The 19,247-nt window shown below is 71.5% G+C and carries 17 protein-coding genes; 9 read left to right on the plus strand and 8 right to left on the minus strand.

What is annotated here, in order from left to right:
- Positions 1-136 precede the first annotated feature (136 nt).
- Positions 137-637: an SgcJ/EcaC family oxidoreductase gene (locus ACFY9I_RS30105; protein ID WP_391007237.1), complete on the plus strand. Its 501-nt coding sequence runs from the start codon at positions 137-139 to the stop codon at positions 635-637.
- Between the two features lie 77 nt (positions 638-714).
- Here the strand turns inward: ACFY9I_RS30105 and ACFY9I_RS30110 are convergent, their stop codons facing one another.
- A complete protein-coding gene (locus ACFY9I_RS30110; RefSeq protein WP_391007239.1) occupies positions 715-2,106 on the minus strand; it encodes an ATP-binding protein in 1,392 nt (463 codons plus the stop codon).
- Positions 2,103-2,828, minus strand: coding sequence for a response regulator (locus ACFY9I_RS30115; protein WP_391007241.1), 726 nt, complete (start codon positions 2,826-2,828; stop codon positions 2,103-2,105). The genes ACFY9I_RS30110 and ACFY9I_RS30115 overlap by 4 nt, the downstream gene beginning before the upstream one ends.
- 339 nt (positions 2,829-3,167) lie before the next feature.
- Here ACFY9I_RS30115 and ACFY9I_RS30120 point away from each other — a divergent pair, with 339 nt between their 5' ends.
- The 3 genes from ACFY9I_RS30120 (at position 3,168) to ACFY9I_RS30130 (ending at position 6,847) form a co-directional block, all read left to right on the plus strand.
- Positions 3,168-4,448: an aspartate kinase gene (locus tag ACFY9I_RS30120; protein WP_391007242.1), complete on the plus strand. Its 1,281-nt coding sequence runs from the start codon at positions 3,168-3,170 to the stop codon at positions 4,446-4,448.
- A gap of 63 nt (positions 4,449-4,511) precedes the next feature.
- Complete coding sequence (locus ACFY9I_RS30125) at positions 4,512-5,606, plus strand: aspartate-semialdehyde dehydrogenase (protein WP_391007246.1); 1,095 nt, start codon at positions 4,512-4,514, stop codon at positions 5,604-5,606.
- Between the two features lie 563 nt (positions 5,607-6,169).
- Positions 6,170-6,847, plus strand: coding sequence for a SigE family RNA polymerase sigma factor (locus tag ACFY9I_RS30130; RefSeq protein ID WP_391007248.1), 678 nt, complete (start codon positions 6,170-6,172; stop codon positions 6,845-6,847).
- 134 nt (positions 6,848-6,981) lie between these two features.
- On the opposite strand, the gene ACFY9I_RS30135 is transcribed toward ACFY9I_RS30130, so the two are convergent.
- The gene (locus ACFY9I_RS30135; RefSeq protein ID WP_391007250.1) at positions 6,982-7,107 is read right to left on the minus strand and encodes a hypothetical protein; all 126 of its coding nucleotides are present in this window, start codon (positions 7,105-7,107) and stop codon (positions 6,982-6,984) included.
- A gap of 15 nt (positions 7,108-7,122) precedes the next feature.
- Here ACFY9I_RS30135 and ACFY9I_RS30140 point away from each other — a divergent pair, with 15 nt between their 5' ends.
- On the plus strand, positions 7,123-8,265 hold the full coding sequence (locus ACFY9I_RS30140; protein ID WP_391007252.1) for a hypothetical protein: 1,143 nt from the start codon (positions 7,123-7,125) through the stop codon (positions 8,263-8,265).
- A 233-nt stretch (positions 8,266-8,498) separates the two neighbouring features.
- Here the strand turns inward: ACFY9I_RS30140 and ACFY9I_RS30145 are convergent, their stop codons facing one another.
- Positions 8,499-9,353: an SURF1 family cytochrome oxidase biogenesis protein gene (locus tag ACFY9I_RS30145; RefSeq protein WP_391007253.1), complete on the minus strand. Its 855-nt coding sequence runs from the start codon at positions 9,351-9,353 to the stop codon at positions 8,499-8,501.
- Between the two features lie 146 nt (positions 9,354-9,499).
- Here ACFY9I_RS30145 and ACFY9I_RS30150 point away from each other — a divergent pair, with 146 nt between their 5' ends.
- The gene (locus ACFY9I_RS30150) at positions 9,500-11,335 is read left to right on the plus strand and encodes a prolyl oligopeptidase family serine peptidase (RefSeq protein WP_391007255.1); all 1,836 of its coding nucleotides are present in this window, start codon (positions 9,500-9,502) and stop codon (positions 11,333-11,335) included.
- A 290-nt stretch (positions 11,336-11,625) separates the two neighbouring features.
- Here the strand turns inward: ACFY9I_RS30150 and ACFY9I_RS30155 are convergent, their stop codons facing one another.
- Both ACFY9I_RS30155 and ACFY9I_RS30160 read right to left on the minus strand, forming a co-directional pair.
- A complete protein-coding gene (locus tag ACFY9I_RS30155) occupies positions 11,626-12,246 on the minus strand; it encodes a sigma-70 family RNA polymerase sigma factor (protein ID WP_391007257.1) in 621 nt (206 codons plus the stop codon).
- Positions 12,247-12,599: 353 nt separating this feature from the next.
- Positions 12,600-13,346, minus strand: coding sequence for a hypothetical protein (locus ACFY9I_RS30160; protein WP_391007259.1), 747 nt, complete (start codon positions 13,344-13,346; stop codon positions 12,600-12,602).
- A gap of 301 nt (positions 13,347-13,647) precedes the next feature.
- Between ACFY9I_RS30160 and ACFY9I_RS30165 the strand changes: the two genes are divergently transcribed.
- Positions 13,648-15,585, plus strand: coding sequence for an NAD-binding protein (locus tag ACFY9I_RS30165; protein WP_391007299.1), 1,938 nt, complete (start codon positions 13,648-13,650; stop codon positions 15,583-15,585).
- A 126-nt stretch (positions 15,586-15,711) separates the two neighbouring features.
- On the opposite strand, the gene ACFY9I_RS30170 is transcribed toward ACFY9I_RS30165, so the two are convergent.
- Positions 15,712-16,884, minus strand: a complete 1,173-nt coding sequence (locus ACFY9I_RS30170) for a GTP-binding protein (RefSeq protein WP_391007301.1) — start codon at positions 16,882-16,884, stop codon at positions 15,712-15,714.
- A gap of 10 nt (positions 16,885-16,894) precedes the next feature.
- Positions 16,895-17,065: a 50S ribosomal protein L32 gene (gene rpmF / locus ACFY9I_RS30175; protein WP_391007261.1), complete on the minus strand. Its 171-nt coding sequence runs from the start codon at positions 17,063-17,065 to the stop codon at positions 16,895-16,897.
- A gap of 180 nt (positions 17,066-17,245) precedes the next feature.
- Here rpmF and ACFY9I_RS30180 point away from each other — a divergent pair, with 180 nt between their 5' ends.
- A complete protein-coding gene (locus tag ACFY9I_RS30180; RefSeq protein WP_391007263.1) occupies positions 17,246-18,226 on the plus strand; it encodes a permease in 981 nt (326 codons plus the stop codon).
- Positions 18,223-18,975: a TIGR03943 family putative permease subunit gene (locus ACFY9I_RS30185; RefSeq protein WP_391007265.1), complete on the plus strand. Its 753-nt coding sequence runs from the start codon at positions 18,223-18,225 to the stop codon at positions 18,973-18,975. The genes ACFY9I_RS30180 and ACFY9I_RS30185 overlap by 4 nt, the downstream gene beginning before the upstream one ends.
- Positions 18,976-19,247: the final 272 nt, after the last annotated feature.

Genomic DNA, 19,247 nt, shown 5'->3' on the forward strand with positions numbered 1-19,247 from the left:
AAGACCTTGTACGGATCTTGCCCCGGTCCTGGATGTCCGCTGCACGGCCCCTAACCGGCTCCGCGCGAATCTTGAGTCACTTCCACCGCACAACAAGCGGAGGCAGTAACACCCCACACTCGCACGGGAGATCGCGATGACCCGCAAGAACCGCATACGCGCCGCCATCGTCACCGCCACCGCACTGGTCACCGCCGGCACGGTCACCGCCGGAGTCAGCATGGCCGGGGCCGAGGCCGCGCCGAAGAAGCCCTCCAAGAAGGAGATCGCGGCGCTCTTCGACGGCTGGAACAAGACGCTGCGGACCGGCGACTCCGAGAAGGTGGCGGACCGCTACGCGAAGGACGCGGTGCTCCTGCCGACGGTCTCCAACAAGATCCGCACCGACCGCGCCGGGATCGTGGACTACTTCGACCACTTCCTGGAGAACAAGCCGGTCGGCAAGAAGACCAAGACGATCATCAACGTCCTGGACGGCAACTCCGCGATCGACACCGGCTCGTACTACTTCATCCTCACCGATCCGAAGACCGGTGAGAAGAGGCGGGTCGACGCCCGTTACACCTACGAGTACGAGAAGCGGAACGGCGTGTGGAAGATCGTGAACCACCACTCGTCGATGATGCCCGAGGGCTGAGCGGCAGCAGCCCCCAGCCGTGGCTGGGCCACACCCCCCGGTCCAGCCACCCAAGACCGGCTGAGCCACCCCCCGGCTCAGCCACCCCCGTGGCGCGCCGCCCGCAGGGTGAGCGTGACGCACAGCCCGCCGCCCCCGGGGGCGTCCTTGAGGGTCACGGTTCCGCCGTCGTCGGTGACGAGTTGCTTGACGACGGCGAGGCCGAGGCCGGAACCGGACTTCCCGGTGAGGCCCTGACCGCGCCAGAAGCGGTCGAAGGCGCGGGACTTCTCGGCGTCCGACATACCGGGCCCCTGGTCCAGCACCGACAGCACCACCTCCTCGCCCCGGGCCTCCACCGCGACCGTGATGGTCGCACCGTCCGGTGAGACCTCCAGGGCGTTGGACAGCACGTTGTCCAGGACCTGGTCCAGATGACCGGGACTGGCCAGCACAAGCGGCCGGCCGTCGGCACTCCCCCTGAGCGTGATGGTGACTCCGCGCTCGTCGGCGGCCGGTCTCCACACGTCCAGGCGCTCCTGGATGATCTCGCGGAGAGACAGCGGTTCCGCCGCCGTCACCTTCGCCTCCGCCCGTGCCAGCACCAGCAGGCCGTTGACCAGCCGGCTCATCCGGACGACCTCGGCGGTCGCCTGCTCCACGTCCTCCCGCACGAACTCGTCGTCCGTCCCGTCCGCGATGTTGTCCAGTGACAGCCGCAGCGCGGTGAGGGGCGTACGGAGCTGGTGGGAGGCGTCGGCGACGAAGATGCGCTGCGAGGCGATCAGGGTGTCCAGGCGTTCGCCCGCCTGGTTCAGCGTGCGTGCCAGGGTCTGTGTCTCCTGGGGGCCCGTGACGGGGGAGCGGGCCGTCAGGTCGCCGTCGCTCATCTTGCTGGCCATCTCGTTCAGCTGGCGCAGGGGAGCGGTCAGGCGCCGGGCGGCGAAGACGCCGATGAACGCGGCGGCCAGCAGGACGAGGGCGGCCAACGCGGCCCGGAAGCCCCAGATGGTCCAGAGTCGGTATGTGAGGTGGTCGGTCGAGAAGACGATCCGTACGGCTCCGACGACGTTCTCCGTCTCCGTCTTCCCGTCCGCCGAGCGCTCGAAGGCGGGCACGGTGACCACCAGATTCTCGCCCCATATGAAGTCGGAGCCCCAGTCGACGGTGGCCTCGCCACGGTCCAGGGCCTTGGCCAGCGCCGCGTCCGCCGTCGGTTCCCGCAGATCTTCCCGCGCGCACCTGCCGGTGGCGCTGACGTCGACCTTCTCCTCGTTCTTCGGGTACGCCCCCGCCATCCGCGCCAGGGCCTCGCAGGAGGCGACGTCACCGGTGCCGAGGAGCCGGGACATGGTCTCGGCCTCGCGTTCGACGGACTCCTTGGTGTCCCCCCGCAACTGGTTCGTGAGCGTGAACGCCACCGGCACGGTGAACAGGGCGATGGCCACGGCCACGAGGAGCACATAGCTGCGAATGAGCTGACGGATCACGGGGTGCCGCCGCCGTCCGCTCCGGCCGCCGCGTCGACGTCGGCGTCAGAGTCGTTCACGATCAGCCGGAATCCCACGCCCCGCACCGCCTCGATGGTGATCGCCCCCGCGAGCTTGCGCCGCAGCGCCGCCACATGGACGTCCAGCGTCTTCGTCGGCCCGAACCAGTTCGCGTCCCAGACCGCCTCCATGATCTGTTCGCGTGACATCAGGGCGCCCGGTTCCTCGGTGAGGAAGGCGAGCAGGTCGTACTCCTTGGGGGCGAGCCCCACCTCCGTACCGTCAAGGTGGACGCGCGCGGCCTTGCGGTCGATGGTGAGGCGGGAGCCGTAGCGGTCGGGGCCGGTGGCCGGCGTGTCGGCGGCGCGCGGCTGCACACGGCGCATGACGGCCCTTATCCGGGCGATCACCTCGCGTACGCCGAACGGCTTGGACACGTAGTCGTCGGCGCCCAGTTCCAGGCCGACCACCCGGTCCGTCTCGTCGCTGCGGGCACTGATCACGATGATCGGCACCTGACCGCGGGCCCGCAGGGCCTTGCAGATGTCGAGGCCGTCGGTGTCGGGCAGGCCGAGGTCGAGCAGGACGACGTCGTAGGGACCGGCGTACGACAACGCCGCCCCGCCCGTGGAGACCCATTCCACCTCGAAGCCGTATCGCAGCAGGCCACGCCGGAGCGACTCGGCGACCGGCTCGTCGTCTTCCACCAGAAGTACGCGCACAGGCGAACAATAATGGTTGAACTTTAAAGACGGTGGCCGGCCCGGCCATGGGACGGCACCCTTCGAGCCTCCTGAGTGACCTCTCCCACTTTTGGACTGCCCACCCCCTCCTGCGGGCAGGGACCACCCCGGAGCGGCCGCCTCCCCGACGGCCCCGGCGAAGAAGCCGGGGCGAAATCCGGTAGGCGCCCGGAGAAATCCGAGGTGATCAAGGGGTGAGCGGGACATCTCACCATCCGGTACCAGGGAAGGTAAAACCGGCCGCTCGATAGACTGAGCCGACCGCCGCAGTACGTGTGTATGTGCGGATAAGGGACTGAAACGGAGCGAGGAGCGCACGTGGGCCTTGTCGTGCAGAAGTACGGAGGCTCCTCCGTAGCCGATGCCGAGGGCATCAAGCGCGTCGCCAAGCGGATCGTGGAAGCGAAGAAGAACGGCCACCAGGTGGTCGTCGTCGTTTCCGCGATGGGCGACACGACGGACGAGCTGATCGATCTCGCCGAGCAGGTATCTCCGATGCCGACCGGCCGTGAGTTCGACATGCTGCTGACCGCCGGAGAGCGTATCTCCATGGCGCTGCTGGCCATGGCGATCAAAAACCTGGGTCACAACGCCCAGTCGTTCACCGGCAGCCAGGCAGGCGTCATCACCGACTCCGTCCACAACAAAGCCCGGATCATCGACGTCACGCCCGGCCGTATCCGTACGGCGCTGGACGAGGGCAACATCGCCATCGTCGCCGGGTTCCAGGGCGTCAGCCAGGACAAGAAGGACATCACCACCCTCGGCCGCGGAGGTTCGGACACGACCGCCGTCGCCCTGGCCGCCGCGCTGGACGCCGAGGTCTGTGAGATCTACACCGACGTCGACGGCGTCTTCACCGCCGACCCGCGGGTCGTGAAGAAGGCGCGGAAGATCGACTGGATCTCCTCCGAGGACATGCTCGAACTGGCGTCGTCCGGTTCGAAGGTGCTGCTCCACCGCTGTGTCGAGTACGCCCGCCGCTACAACATCCCGATCCACGTCCGCTCGTCCTTCTCCGGACTGCCGGGCACCTGGGTCAGCAACGAGAAGCCAGAGTCGCAAGGGGACCACAAGGTGGAGCACGCCATCATCTCCGGAGTCGCCCACGACGTCTCCGAGGCCAAGGTCACGGTCGTCGGCGTCCCGGACAAGCCGGGCGAGGCCGCCGCGATCTTCCGTGCCATCGCGGACGCCGAGGTCAACATCGACATGGTGGTGCAGAACGTCTCCGCCGTGACGACCGGCCTGACGGACATCTCCTTCACCCTGCCCAAGACCGAGGGCCGCAAGGCGATCGACGCCCTGGAGAAGAACAAGACCGCCATCGGGTACGACTCGCTGCGCTACGACGACCAGATCGGCAAGATCTCCCTGGTCGGCGCGGGAATGAAGACCAACCCGGGTGTCACCGCCTCCTTCTTCGAGGCCCTGTCCGACGCGGGCGTGAACATCGAGCTGATCTCGACCTCCGAGATCCGTATCTCGGTCGTCACCCGCGCCGACGACGTCCCCGAGGCCGTGCGCGCCGTGCACTCCGCCTTCGGGCTCGACTCCGACAGCGACGAGGCCGTCGTCTACGGGGGTACGGGTCGCTGATGGCCCGTATCCACGGAGGTGGCGGTCACTGATGGCCCGTATCCACGGAGGTGGCGGGCTCTGATGGCCGTCGACGCCGGGCGCACCGGCAGGCCGACGCTCGCTGTGGTGGGCGCGACCGGGGCCGTGGGCACGGTCATGCTCCAGATCCTGTCCCACCGCGCGGACATCTGGGGCGAGATCCGTCTGATCGCCTCCCCGCGCTCGGCCGGCCGCAAGCTGGCCGTGCGCGGGGAGCAGATCGAGGTGGCGGCCCTGTCGGAGGAGGTCTTCGACGGGGTCGATGTCGCCCTGTTCGACGTACCCGACGAGGTGGCGGCGCACTGGACGCCGATCGCCGCGGCCAAGGGCGCGGTCGTGGTGGACAACTCGGGCGTCTTCCGGATGGACCCGGAGGTGCCCCTCGTCGTCCCCGAGGTCAATCCGCACGCCGCCCGCAACCGGCCGCGCGGGATCATCGCCAACCCCAACTGCACGACCCTCTCCATGATCGTGGCGCTCGGCGCGCTGCACGCCGAGTTCGGGCTGCGCGAGCTGGTGGTCTCCTCGTACCAGGCGGTCAGCGGCGCGGGGCGGGCCGGTGTGGAGACCCTGCGGCGGCAGATCGCGCTGGTCGCCGGTACGGAGCTGGGGACCACCCCCGGTGACGTACGGCGGGCCGTGGGCGACGACACCGGGCCGTTCCCGGAGCCGGTGGCGCTGAACGTGGTGCCCTGGGCCGGGTCGCTCCGGGCGGACGGCTGGTCGTCGGAGGAGATGAAGGTACGGGACGAGTCCCGCAAGATCCTCGGACTGCCGACGCTGCCGGTCGCCGTGACCTGCGTACGCGTCCCGGTCGTCACCGCGCACTCGCTGACCGTCCACGCCCGCTTCGAGGGGGAGGTCACGGTCGCCAAGGCTCGTGAGATCCTCGCCACCGCCCCCGGGGTCGTCCTCTGCGACGACCCGGGCGCCGGTGAGTTCCCCACGCCGGCCGACGTCGTCGGCACCGACCCCACGTGGGTCGGCCGCGTACGCCGTGCCCTCGACGACCCCACCGCCCTCGAACTCTTCGTCTGCGGCGACAACCTCCGCAAGGGCTCCGCCCTGAACACGGCCCAGATCGCGGAACTGGTGGTGGCCGAGAAGGCCGGGCGGAGCGGGCGTCCCGCCCCCTGACACGGCGGCCGAGCGCGCAGACCCGTCCGGTTGTCCGTCGGTGCACTCTTCCTGGGCTCACAGTGCACTGACCTCTGCTTTTCCTATCCACCTCCCGCCCCCGTGGTGTAGACCGGCGGCCGAGCACATGCGCACCGGCTGTCGATCCGCTGTGGGCCGTTGTCGGTAGCGCCGTGTAGGTTCTTCGAGTCGGCGGTTCGGTGGACCAAGTGTTCGTGGCCGGGCAGTCGTGGATTTCCGGGTTGATTCAGGCCTCCCGGCGATCGAGCATTTTTCTCCCCGTCCGCCGCAACCACGCGGTCGACGGGGAGCGTCTTTAACAGGCGCCCTTCGGCGGGGCTGGGCGCAGCACACTCGGGCATAGGGGAAGAGCTGGTACGCATGAGGGCGTTCGACGCGCTGTCCGGTGTTCGGTGGGTCGTACCGACGGCTGCGCGCAGCGCGCCGACAGGCGCGTCCGCCGTACGGACCGGCGCACGAGCCATACGGACACGTGTGCGGTGTGACGTAAAAGTGATGCCTGCCGCGTACAACCTCGACGGGGGGATACGGGTCCAACAGGCGTGGCAGAGGTTCTCGATTTCACCGCGGTACAGACGAGGGGCACCCCCCTGCGTCCACCCCGCCGTCCCCGCGCGCCCGGTCCGGCCGGCGGCATGCCGGTGATCGCGCCGATGCCCGCGGCGCGGCCGACCCGCATACCCAGTCAGCGCGACGGCGCGGAGGACACGACCACGGTGCCGGCCTCCGGTACGACGGTCGACCACCTCACCGAGACCTATCGCGCCCACTACCGTTCGCTCCTCGGCCTCGCGGCCCTCCTTCTCGACGACACCGCCTCCTGCGAGGACGTCGTGCAGGAGGCCTTCATCCGGGTGCACTCGGCGCGCAAGCGCGTCCGCGACCCGGAGAAGACGCTCGCCTATCTGCGCCAGACGGTCGTGAACCTCTCGCGCTCCGCCCTGCGCCGCCGCATCCTCGGTCTGAAGCTGCTGTCGAAGCCGATGCCCGACATGGCGAGCGCGGAGGAGGGCGCGTACGACCAGTTGGAGCGCGACTCCCTCATCAAGGCGATGAAGGGGTTGCAGCGCCGGCAGCGCGAGGTTCTCGTGCTGCGCTACTTCGCCGACATGACCGAGGCCCAGGTCGCCGAGACGCTCGGCATATCGCTGGGATCGGTCAAGGCGTACGGCTCCCGGGGCATCGCGGCACTGCGCGTCGCCATGGAGGCGCCGGCATGAGCACGCACGGCAAGGACGACGGACCCGACAGGCGCGAGTCGTATGACGGGCGCGATGAGCGTGACGGGCCCGATGAGCGCGACGGGAGTGACGGGCGCGACGAGCGCGATGAGCTCAGCGCCCGTAGGCGTGCCTCATGGGGACGTCGGGACGAGGACGAACGCGCGGCAGCGCGCGGGGACGAACGCGCCGAGGAGCGCGGGCGGGACGGGCGCGTCGGGGGGCGCGGGCTCGAAGAGCACGAAGAAACGCAATCGCACGCTGGGAACGGAACTGTGAATCACGGCCCCGAAGAACAAGGCCCCACCTCCAAGGGCCAGGGTCTCGAAGGCCGCGCCCCGAACGACTCACGCTCGGACACCCCGGATGCGGCCGACCTGAATTCGGCCGAACCGGGGACGGGCGGCGACTCGAGGTTCGAGTCGGACGAGTTGGTGCTGCGCAACCTGCTGCACCAGGCGGTGGCGGAGATCGAGCCCCGGGACGGCACGCTGGACCATCTGCGGCGGGCCGTACCGGCCCGCCGGGCGCGCAAGAGGCAGGCCGTGGTCGGTCTGGCGGCCGCCGCGCTCTTCATCGGCACGGCGATCCCGGCCCTCGTCCACGTCTCCAACTCCACCGGCTCGGACGTCAACACCTCCCCCATGGGCAACGGCTCGCACACGCAGGGGACCGAGGGCCAGTCCAAGGGCCAGACCGGCGGAGGCGGTACGTCGGGCGGCTCCTCCGGCGGCTCCCAGGAGTCGGACAAGGGCACCGACAAGGACAAGGGCGACAAGGGCAAGGGCGAGAGCAACGGCTCCACGACCGGCGCGGACCCGACGCCGACGACCGCGGCCTCGCCCCTGTGCACGGCGGCGCAGCTCGGCGGCGGTGCCAACGTGGGCGCACCGGACTCCAGCGGTGCCGTCTACGGTTCGTTCCGCGTCTCCAACATCTCCGGCACAAGCTGCACGGTCAGCGGCGCGGGCGGGGTGAGCACCGCCGCGCAGGGTGCCGCCGACGGGGCGAAGATCGCCGTCACGAACCATGTCACCGGTGACGTGGCGGCCGGGCTGCCCGACCCGTCGCTGTCCCCCACCCAGCTCGTGCTGGCGCCGGGGGCCGCCTACGAGGTGCAGTTCGCCTGGGTGCCGTCGGAGCCGTGCCCCACCACCAGCGGCGGTACGACCGACGGCGGCACCGGCGGCACGGACCCGTCACCGACCCCGACGCCCACGGCGGAGGAGACCACCGGCACCACCACCGACGGCGCCGGCTCCGTCTCCCCCCAGCTCGTCACCGAGGACGGTGGCGTCGCCGACGGCAGCGTCCTCGTCTCCTACACCGCCGAGGGCGGCACGGCCACCTTCACCACCACCGTCGGCAACGCCTGCGCGGGCGTGGTCTACCGCACGGGACTGCTGGCCGGCTCCTGACGGGCTGTCCCGCACAGTAGGAGGGCGGGGGCGCACCGCTGGGCAGGAAGGCCCGGCAGGACCGACGGCACTGCGGCTCGAGGCAGGCGCCGATCCGCCGGGTCGCGTGGCAGGCGCCGATCCGCCGGAGCTCGCTGTAGGCGCCGATCCGCCGTACTCAGGCCCTCGCGGCGTCCCGCAGGTTGGACGGGGTGTACGGGCAGGGGCTCCCTCGGCGGTCGCAACCCTCGGTCCTACTTGGCCGGCTCGGCTTCCCGGGGGTGGTTCTCGTCGGGGGTGTTTCCGGCAGGTCGGATGTCGTCCGGTTGGATGTCGTCCGGTTGGATGTCGTCCGGGACCAGGCCCAGTCGCGCGTCCCGAAGGAATTCGACCTCGCGGCGGAGCAGGCGGAACCACATGAAGACGACGAAGCCGGCGAAGACGAACCACTCGCCGGTGTAGCCGAGGTTCTGGAAGGCCTTGAGGTCGAGGCCGGTGTCCTGCGGGGCGGTCGCCGGCACGGCCTTCATCCCGGAGTCGGCCTTGTCGAGCGTGATCCAGGCGTCGTACAGCTCGTCCGGCACGAGATTCACCAGCGTCGCCGCACTGATCGCCGAGGTCTGCCCGGCCGGGAGCCCGCCCTGGACGGGCACGCCGTTCGACCCCGGGGTCTCGGACGCCTGCAGCGAGCCCGTGACGGTGACCTCACCGGTGGGCGGGGCCGGCGCCCGGTCCGGATCGGCGGTGCCGGGCAGCCAGCCCCGGACCACGGGCAGGGCCCTGCCCTCGTCCGTGCGCAGCAGCGTCAGCACGTAGAAGCCGTTCCGGCCGTCCACCTCACGGTCGGGCACGAGGAGTTGCTCGCCGTACCGACCCGTCACGGTGGCCTGCTCGCCCGAGGTCTCCTTGTCCACCGGCAACAGCTCGGCCAGCGGTCGCGCGGGGGCCCGGTCCGCCGGGTCGATCCGCTCGGTCGCGGCACGATGGTCCTGCATCCGGTCCTCGAACCGGCTGAGCTGCCAGGACCCCATGAACACACAGAAGGGGATGGCGAGCAGCACGAAGACGTTGATCCCCCACCATCGGGGCGTCAGCAGAAACCGGTACACGCCTTCCACCGTACGGTGCCCGCGCCGGGCCCCGGGCCGCGGGGTCGACGCCGCCGCTCCACGGTCCGTACGCGGCCAGGCGGTGGTTATCCACAGGCTGGGGGCCTCGGCGGCACATTGTCGTGCGGGCCGGGCAGTATGGGGCCATGACTGAGCGCAACGGGGCCACCCCGCAGGAGCAGAGCGGGTCCATGCCCGACTGGGAGAAGAGGTTCCGGGCACCGAGGGTGTCCCTGCCGGACTGGGCGGAGGACGCACCGCACCGCTCGCTGTTCGTCTCCAACGCCACGGGCACGTACGAGCTGTACGCGTGGGACCGCGTGACCGGCGAGCAACGCCAGGTCACGGACCGGGCCAACGGCACGACGGACGGAGTGCTCTCGCCGGACGGCGCGTGGATCTGGTGGTTCGACGACAAGGACGGCGACGAGTTCGGCATCTGGCGCCGCCAGCCGTTCCACGGCGGCCCGGACGAGGAGGCGACACCGGGGCTGGAGCCGTCGTACCCGGCGGGCCTGGCCATCGGCCGCGACGGCCGCACGGCGATCGTCGGCCGCTCCACGGACGAGGACGGCTCCACGATCCATGTGGCCCGGCAGGGCGAGGCCCCCGTCGAGATCTACCGGCACCGGGAGTCGGCCGGCGTGGGCGACCTCTCGCACGACGGCTCGCTGATCGCCATCGAGCACACGGAGCACGGGGACGCGATGCACTCGGCGCTGCGCGTGGTCCGGCCGGACGGCACGACGGTCGCCGAGCTCGACGACACCAAGGGCGGCACGGTCGAGCTGGGGCTGGAGGTGATGGGTTTCGCCCCCGTGGACGGCGACACCCGGCTGCTCGTCGTCCACCAGCGGGGCGGGCGTTGGGAGCCGCTCGTCTGGGACGTGCTCTCCGGCGAGGAGACCGACCTTGGACTCTCCGACCGGCTGGAGGGCGACCTGAGCGCCGAGTGGTACCCGGACGGCACCGCCCTGCTCGTCGCCCACAGCTTCGAGGCCCGCAGCGAGCTGTTCCGCTACGACCTGGCGGACCGCGGGCTGGAGCGCGTGGACACCCCGAGGGGGACGGTCTCCGGAGCCACGCCCCGCCCTGACGGCAGTGTCGAGTACCTGTGGTCCTCGGCCGCCGAACCGCCGGTCGTCCGCTCCACGACGGGCGAGATCGTGCTGGACCCGCCGGGTATGAGGTCGCCCGGCTCCGTGCCGGTGGAGGACGTGTGGGTGGACAGCCCCGGCGGCCGTGTCCACGCCCTCGTGCAGCGCCCGGCCGGTGTCACGGGCCCGTACCCGACCGTCTTCGACATCCACGGCGGCCCGACCTGGCACGACAGCGACGCCTTCGCCGCCGGACCGGCTGCCTGGCTGGACCACGGGTACGCCGTGATCCGCATCAACTACCGGGGTTCCACGGGGTACGGCCGCGCCTGGACCGACGCACTCAAGCACCGGGTCGGTCTGATCGAGCTGGAGGACATCGCGGCGGTCCGTGAGTGGGCCGTGAGTTCGGGCTTCGCCGACCCCGGCCGTCTCATTCTCACGGGCGGCTCCTGGGGCGGCTACCTCACCCTGCTCGGCCTCGGCACAGAGCCGGACGCCTGGGCGCTCGGTATCGCCGCGGTCCCCGTCGCGGACTATGTCACCGCCTACCACGACGAGATGGAGGCGCTGAAGGCGATGGACCGCACGCTGCTGGGCGGCACACCGGAGGAGGTCCCCGAGCGCTTCGAGGCCTCGTCGCCCCTGACGTACGTCGACGCCGTGAAGGCCCCGGTCTACATCTCCGCCGGTGTCAACGACCCCCGCTGCCCCATCCGGCAGATCGACAACTACGTCGCCCGACTCACCGACCGGGGCGCCGTCCACGAGGTCTACCGCTACGACGCCGGCCACGGCTCCCTCGTCGTCGACGAACGCATCAAACAGGTCCGCCTGGAACTCGACTTCGCCCAGCGCCACGTGGGGGCTTCGCCGGGCGCGTGAGAGCTCGGGGTGCGGGTGCGTCGGTGGGTGCGGGTGGTGTGTGGTTGCTCGCCCGGTTCCCCGCGCCCCTGAAAGGGCGGGGGCTGCGCCCCGTGCTCTTTGCCTTTGGGGGCGCGGGGAACTGCGCGACAAGCCCTGCGCGACCAGCCCCCACCCACCCGCACCCAACCGACCAACCCATCCTGCCTCCTGGGGGTAGAAGGGGCGGCAGCCCCTGGGGATTGGGACGGGTAGGGGCGGCGGGGGCGAAAAACATCCCGGCACCCCCGGCACGACGACGCGCCCCCGAGTCAGGCGGCGACCAGAACCTCCGCCCCCTGCCCCTCCCGGCACCCCTCAGCCGCCGCCAACAACCCCACCAACGCCGCCCTGGCCCGAGCCACCCGGGACCGGATCGTCCCCACCGCACACCCGGACACCTCCGCCGCGTCCTCGTACGACAGCCCCACCAACTGCGTCAGCACAAACGCCTCACGCCGTTCCTCGGGCAGCGCCCCCAGCAGATCCGCCAGTGCCACCCCGTCGTCGAGCCCCGGCAGCCCACGCGGCTGGGCACGCTCCACGGCCAGCCGCCAGTCCGGCACGTCGGACAGCCGGGGCCGGACCGCCGCGTACCGAAAGCTGTCGGTCACCGCCCGCCGAGCGATGGACAGCAGCCACGTACGGGCCGAGCAGCGCCCCTCGAACCGGTGCAGGCTGCCGAGCGCCCGCAGAAACGTGTCCTGGGCGAGGTCGTCCACGGCCTGGGGGTCCGCGCAGAGGTGGGCGACGAACCGCTGGACGTCACGGTGCAGTGCGCCGACGAACCGTTCGACGGCCTCCGGGTCCCCACCTCGGGCGGCGAGCGCCCAGGCGGTTATGGACTCGTCGGGGGGAGTAAGGGTGATCACCTGGTGTCCTTCTCGGGTCATCCGGGATCCGAACCACCGACACGGGCAGGGCCAAGCTGAAGGGCAGGCCATAGGCGCAGGCCGAAAGGGCGCCCACAACAGCACGCGAGCGCCCTGTGGGCGCATCGCCTCAAAGGCGTGTGGCCCTGCGGGCGTACGAGCGTGCGGGCGTCCGCACGTGCACACGTGCGCGCGTGCGGGGGTGCGGGGGTGCGCCCCTTCGTCCGTGTCCGGTGGGTCCGGTAGGGAAAGAGGAAACCGGCCGTACGTTCCGCGTTCCGTTCCGCGTTCGCTTCCGCGTTCCGCGAGAGGACGGCGTACGACCGAAGCCCGGAGCGTGTGCCATGGCGGCGGCCCCGGGTCACCGGCTGTCGTCAGACGACAGCGGTCCCGGCGGGCGGACCCCGAGAGGTGATCGCATGGACGAGAAGGAGCCGTCGGGGCGAGCGGCCCGTACGGCCGCGACGCACCCGGGGTCGCGGCCGTTCCGGCGTGGCCGGCAGCGCGAGCGACAGTCGCAGTGGTGCGGCCAGCCACCCGGCCACGGCCCGCAGCATCCGGAAGACCGCGCGTTCGCCGTACGCCAGCCACAGACCGCACAGCAGCGCAGCCAGCAGATGCGCGGCGAACATCCCGGACGAGGACGCGTACAGGGACACGAGCCCCGACAGCAGCGATGACGAGGACGCGTACGGACCGTCCAGGAGGGGCCCGGTGCGGTCCAAGGCGTCCAGGAGGGACCCGGTGTGGTCCAAGTGGCTCACGTGGTCCACATGGTCCATGTGACCGGCCGCACCAGGGTGGACCGCGTGCGTCATATGGCCGGAACCCATGGGACCCGTACGGCTCGGCGGGACCGTCCCGCCCGGCGACGGCGCCAGTTCGAAGCCCCAGTGGAGGGCGGTCTGGGCGGCGACCACGACGGAGGTGATCAGCGGCAGTCCGCGCTCACGTCCGGCGAGGCACCAGCCGACCGCGCCGGTCGCGACGGCCCCGGTGGCCATCGCCCACCAGGGGACCTGACTGCCGGACATCATCACGTGTCCCAGGGCGGCGAGCAGCACGCAGACGGCCGCGAACATCGCGGCGCGCACCGCGCGCGAACCCCACCCTGCGGTCATGGCGCCCCATCCTCGCATCCGGACACCGTCGTCACCCCGTCCCTCTTGAGTACGGATTTCCACCCGTCGTCGCACTCACACCGCCGACTGTGATCTGGATCACCAAGGAACCGGTCCTGTCGATACGGCAGTCTTCTGCCTCGTGGTGACCCCTTCTCAGCAGAACAGCCGTACCGGCCCCGGCAGTCCGGCCGGTCGTGACACGCCGTCCGGCCCCGGCGCGCCGGCCGGTCCGTTCGGCGTGGGCCGGCAGCCCGGTCCGAGAGGCCGGAGCGGACAGCCCGCCGACTCCGGCGCGCACATGGTCGTCTGCGGGGACGACGGACTGGCGCACCGGCTCGCCGCCGAACTGCGCACCGTGTACCGGGAGCAGGTGACGCTCGTCGTTCCGCCCACCGCACGGGTCGAGCCACGACCGGTGGTGGGACGCGCCCGAGGCGCCGCCGCGCTCTTCGACCGGGTCACGGCCGTGGTCAACCGGGCCGCGGGCAACGCCGATCCGGCGACCGGCGACCGGACCCCGGAACCGAACGACCGGAACGGTGAGCGTGTCCTGGAGGCCGGCGAGGCCACCGAGGCGGTGCTCGCCGAGGCCGGAGTGGAGCGGGCCGCGGCGCTGGCGCTCGTCTATGACGACGACGAGACCAACATCCGCGCCGCCCTGACCGCTCGGCGGCTCAACCCCCGTCTCCGGCTGGTCCTGCGGCTCTACAACCGCCGGTTGGGGCAGCACATCGAGGAACTCCTCGACCAGGCCTCGGCGCTGGCCACGGGGGACGGTGCCGACGGTGGGATCGACGGCTTCGGCGCCTCGACGACCGTCCTCTCCGACGCCGACACCGCCGCGCCCGCGCTGGCCGCGACCGCCGTCGCCGGGACCAGCAAGGTCGTGCAGACGGACGGGCTGATGCTGCGGGCCGTGGAACGCCCTCCGGGACGTGGCGGTCAGAGCCCGGGAGGCCTGAGCACGCTCGCGCTCCTCTCGGCCACCACCAACGACCCGGCCGGAGCCGACGGTTCCGAGGGCAGCGGGGAGCGCGGACCCCAACTCCTGCCCGACGAGCGGGCCGTGGCCGCCGCCACCGGGCGCGGGGCCGTCGTGCTCGACACCGTCCGCTACGCGGGACCCGCGCTGCCGCCCGGCCGGGCGGGTGGCGGATCGCTCGGAGCGTTCGGAGCGTTCGGGGCCTTCGGGTCGCTGTTCTCACGGCGGCTGCGATGGTCCCTCGCGGGGCTGGTCGGATGTGTGTTCGCCCTGGCCGTCGCCCAGATGGTGATCACCGGGGAGCCTCCGCTGCAGGCGACGTACGCGACCCTCCTGGACCTCTTCGCGATCAACGACCCGGCGACCGACCAGAGCGACTCGCGTCAGATCCTCCAACTTCTCTCGGGTCTGATGGGCTTACTCCTCCTGCCCGTGCTCCTGGCCGCCGTGCTGGAGGCGCTGGGCACCTTCCGCAGCGGCACCGCCCTGCGCAAGCCGCCGCGCGGGCTCTCCGGGCACGTCGTCCTCCTCGGTCTCGGCAAGATCGGCACCCGTGTCCTCGCCCGTCTGCGGGAACTCCACATCCCGGTGGTGTGCGTCGAGGCCGACCCGGAGGCGCGGGGGCTCGCGGAGGCCCGTCGGTTGCGGGTACCGGTCGTGCTGGGCGACGTGACGCAGGAGGGTGTCCTGGAGGCCGCGAAGATCCACCGTGCCCACGCCCTCCTCGCCGTCACCAGCTCCGACACGACGAACCTCGAAGCGGGGCTGTACGCGCGTTCCGTACGCCCCGACCTGCGTGTCGTGCTGCGCCTCTACGACGACGACTTCGCCACCGCCGTGTACCGCACCCTCCGTGCCGCCCACCCCGGCGCCCTCACCCGCAGCCGCAGCGTCACCCACCTCGCCGCCCCCGCCTTCGCGGGAGCGATGATGGGCCGCCAGATCCTGGGCGCGATCCCCGTCGAACGCCGCGTCCTCCTCTTCGCCGCCGTCGAGGTCCGCGGCCACCCCCGGTTGGAGGGCCGGACCGTCGCCGAAACCTTCCAGGCGGGCTCGTGGCGGGTGCTGGCCCTCGACACGGGCGCGTCCGGAGAGGACGCCGGCGAGCGGACGGCGGCGCCACCGCCGGGTTCGGGCCTGGTCTGGGACCTTCCGCCCACGTACGTGCTGCGCCCCGAGGACCGCGTGGTGCTGGCGGCCACCCGCAGGGGGTTGGCGGAGCTGTTGGGGCGGCGGGCGAGAACGGGGGCGTAGCGTCGTGCGGTCGTGAGACAAGCAGGGGGCGCAGTCCCTGCTTGTCAGGGGCGCGGGGACTTGCGCGAGCAACCACGAATCACCCGCGGACGACTCACGACCCGGCAGTCACCCCCGCCCCGACCCCTACCCCGACACCTGATGCTCGTGCTCACAGCTGTCATCGATCCCGTACGTCTCCCACGCGGGGAACGGATCGGCGAAGGCCGACCGGGGCAGCGCCTCGCCTTCCCTCACCAGGCACTCCGCGAGCGCCGAGCGCAACGCCTCCGCCCGCAGGCCCGTGCCGATGAAGACCAACTCCTGTGCGTAGGGCGCCTCGTCGTCGTACGCGGCGGACGGCTCGAAGCGGGCCACGGACCCGGCCTGGGACCACAGCCCGACGACCCCCGGCCGGCTGGCGAGAGTGAAGAACCCCTTGGAGCGCAGAACGGCCCCGAAGGAACCGCTGTCGAGGGCCTCGGTCACGAAGGTCCACAAACGCCCGGGGTGGAAAGGGAGTTCGGACCGGAAGACGGTCGAGGAGATGCCGTACTCCTCGGTCTCCGGCACATGGTCCCCGTTCAGCTCGCGCACCCACCCCGGCGCCTGCTGGGCCCGTTCGAGGTCGAACGCCCCGGTGCCGAGCACCTCGGCGACCCGCACCCGGCCATGACTGACCGGCACGATCCGCGCGGCCGGGTTGAGCCGCGCCAGCGTCGCCGCCAGCCGCTCGGCGGTCGCCGCGTCGACGAGGTCCAGTTTGTTCAGCACGATCACGTCGGCGAACTCCACCTGGTCCATCAGGAGATCGCTGACGGTGCGCTCGTCGTCCTCGTACTGGTCGAGCCCCCGTGCCACCAGTTCGTCGCCGTCCGCCAGCTCCGGCAGGAAGTTCGCCGCGTCCACGACCGTGACCATGGTGTCGAGCCGGGCGAGGTCGTCGAGGGTGGCCCCGTCGTCGCGCGCGAAGGCGAAGGTGGCCGCGACCGGCATGGGTTCGGAGATCCCCGAACTCTCGATGAGCAGATAGTCGAAACGGCCCTCCCGCGCCAGCCGGTCCACCTCCTCCAGCAGGTCGTCGCGCAGGGTGCAGCAGATGCACCCGTTGGTCATCTCGACCAGCCGCTCCTCCGTGCGGGACAGCGCCGCCTCGCCGCCGCGCACGAGGGCGGCGTCGATGTTGACCTCGCTCATGTCGTTGACGATGACCGCCACGCGCAGCCCCTCGCGGTTGGCGAGGACATGGTTGAGCAGGGTGGTCTTGCCCGCGCCGAGGAACCCGGAGAGCACGGTGACGGGCAGCCGGTCCCGGACCATGGCCACGGCCTCAGCCCTCGGGGTGGAGCAGTCCGCGCTCGTACGCCTTCAGCAGGCGCTGCGGTACGAGGTGGGTGGTGCCGTCGACCGTGAACGGCACGAGCGGGGGCGTGCTCGCCTTCCACTGGGCGCGGCGGTGACGGGTGTTGCTGCGGGACATCTTCCGCTTGGGAACGGCCATGGGGTCCTCCTCGGATCGGGGTCGACACGCTACATGAAAATGGATCCCATTATGAAAAGAGGTCGAGGGAGAGGGCTCCGCGGCTGAGCAGCCGCCCCTTCGTCCCCGTATGAGAAGGGGAGTCCGGTGACGAACCGGCCCCCGCACGACTGCCGTACCCGTACGGAGGTACCGTCCCCCGTGGCCACATCCAAGGAAGCCGAGCCCCACGGTCGGCACCTCAACCCGCCCCTCCTGCTGACCATGCTGCTGGTCCTGGCGGTGGTCGCGCAGGACACTCTCCGGGGCCTGCTGTCCGCGCCGGTGACCCAGAGTTGGATGACGGTGTTCGTGGCGGTGGTCGTCCAGGCCCTGCCCTTCCTGGTCGTCGGCGTGCTGCTGTCGGCGGCCATCGCGGTGTTCGTGCCGGCGTCGTTCTTCGCCCGCGCGCTGCCGAAGCGGCCCGCGCTGGCGGTGCCGGCGGCGGGGATGGCCGGTGTGGTGCTGCCGGGGTGCGAGTGCGCCTCGGTGCCGGTGGCGGGCGCCCTCGTGCGCCGGGGCGTGACGCCCGCCGCCGCGCTCGCCTTCCTCCTCTCCGCTCCCGCGATCAACCCGATCGTGTTGACGGCGACCGCCGTGGCCTTCCCGGGCGATCCCGAGATGGTGCTTGCGCGGTTCGTGGCCAGCCTGCTGGTCGCGTGCGCGATGGGCTGGCTGTGGCAACGGCTGGGCCGCGGCGAGTGGATGCGCCCACCGGAGCGGCCGTCCTACGAGGGGCAGGGCAAGGGCGCGGCGTTCTGGGGCTCCGTACGGCACGACGTGATGCACGCGGGCGGGTTCCTGGTCGTCGGCGCGATGGCGGCGGCCACGCTGAAGGCGGTCGTCCCGGCGAGCTGGCTGAACGCGGCCGCCGACAACCCGGTCGTCGCGATCCTCGCCCTCGCCGTCCTGGCCGTACTGCTGTCGATCTGCTCGGAGGCGGACGCGTTCGTGGCGGCCTCGCTGACGCAGTTCTCCCTGACCTCCCGGCTGGCCTTCCTGGTCGTCGGCCCGATGATCGACCTGAAACTCTTCGCCATGCAGACCGCCACCTTCGGCCGCGCCTTCGCGCTCCGCTTCGCCCCCGCCACCTTCGCCCTCGCGATCCTGGTGTCGGCCCTGGTCGGGGCGGTGTTCCTGTGAACCGCCAGGCTCAGGCCGTCGTCCTCCTCCTCACCGGCGGCGCCCTCCTGCACGCGGGCTTCACCGACCTCTACCTCCGTTACGTCAAGGCCGGCCTGCGCCCCCTCCTGATCGGCGCGGGCATCGTCCTCGTGGCCGCCGCGATCGCCACGCTCCGGTACGAACGCCGGCCGGCACCCCGGCGGGAGGGCGCCGAGGCCGAGAGGGGCGGACCCCACGCCGACGGCGACCACCCCCACCACGAACCCCGGGTCGCCTGGCTCCTCGTCCTGCCCCTCCTCGCCCTCGTCCTGGTCGCCCCGCCCGCCGCCGGCTCCTACACCGCGATGCGCACCGGCACGGCCCTCCAGGAGCAGCCCTGGGGCTACCCCACGCTCCCCGCCCACGGCACCCTCCGGCTGAGCGTCGCCGACTACGCCGGCCGCGCGGTCTACGACGAGGGCCGCGCCCTCGCCGGCCGCGAACTCAAGGTCACCGGCTTCCTCGCCCTCGACGGCTCCGGCGCCCCGTATCTCGTCCGTATGGCCCTCAACTGCTGCGCCGCCGACGCCCAGCCCGTCAAGATCGCCCTCACCGGCGACCTCCCGCCCGTCCTCCAGCCCGACACCTGGATCGAGGTGACCGGCGCCTACACCCCCAAGCGGGCCGAGGACCCGCTCAACGGCACCGCCGTGCCCTACCTCCACGTCACCACCACGAAGCCGGTCAAGGCACCCCAGGATCCGTACGACGAGGCCTGGAACGGCTGACGGCGGGGCACGGCCCTCGTGAGCCGGCGGGCCATCAGGGACGGTGCGGGCCCGGTGGGCGTGGACGTCGGCGCGGGGCATGAAAGGGCCCGGTCGCTGGCGACGGGGGATGCACCAGCGACCGGGCTATGGCCAAGGCTAACAAGGCTGGTCGCCGGACGGGAGCCGACTGGTCGAGTGCGTTGACAAGTTGTGATCGGGATCACTCGATCGCGAGGCATTGTCCAAACGTTTGTTAGGTGACTGCGGGCGTCACGCACCCGTTCGTCAGG

Origin of the sequence: Streptomyces sp. NPDC012510 (genome assembly GCF_042955065.1) — a bacterium.
Taxonomy (GTDB): domain Bacteria; phylum Actinomycetota; class Actinomycetes; order Streptomycetales; family Streptomycetaceae; genus Streptomyces.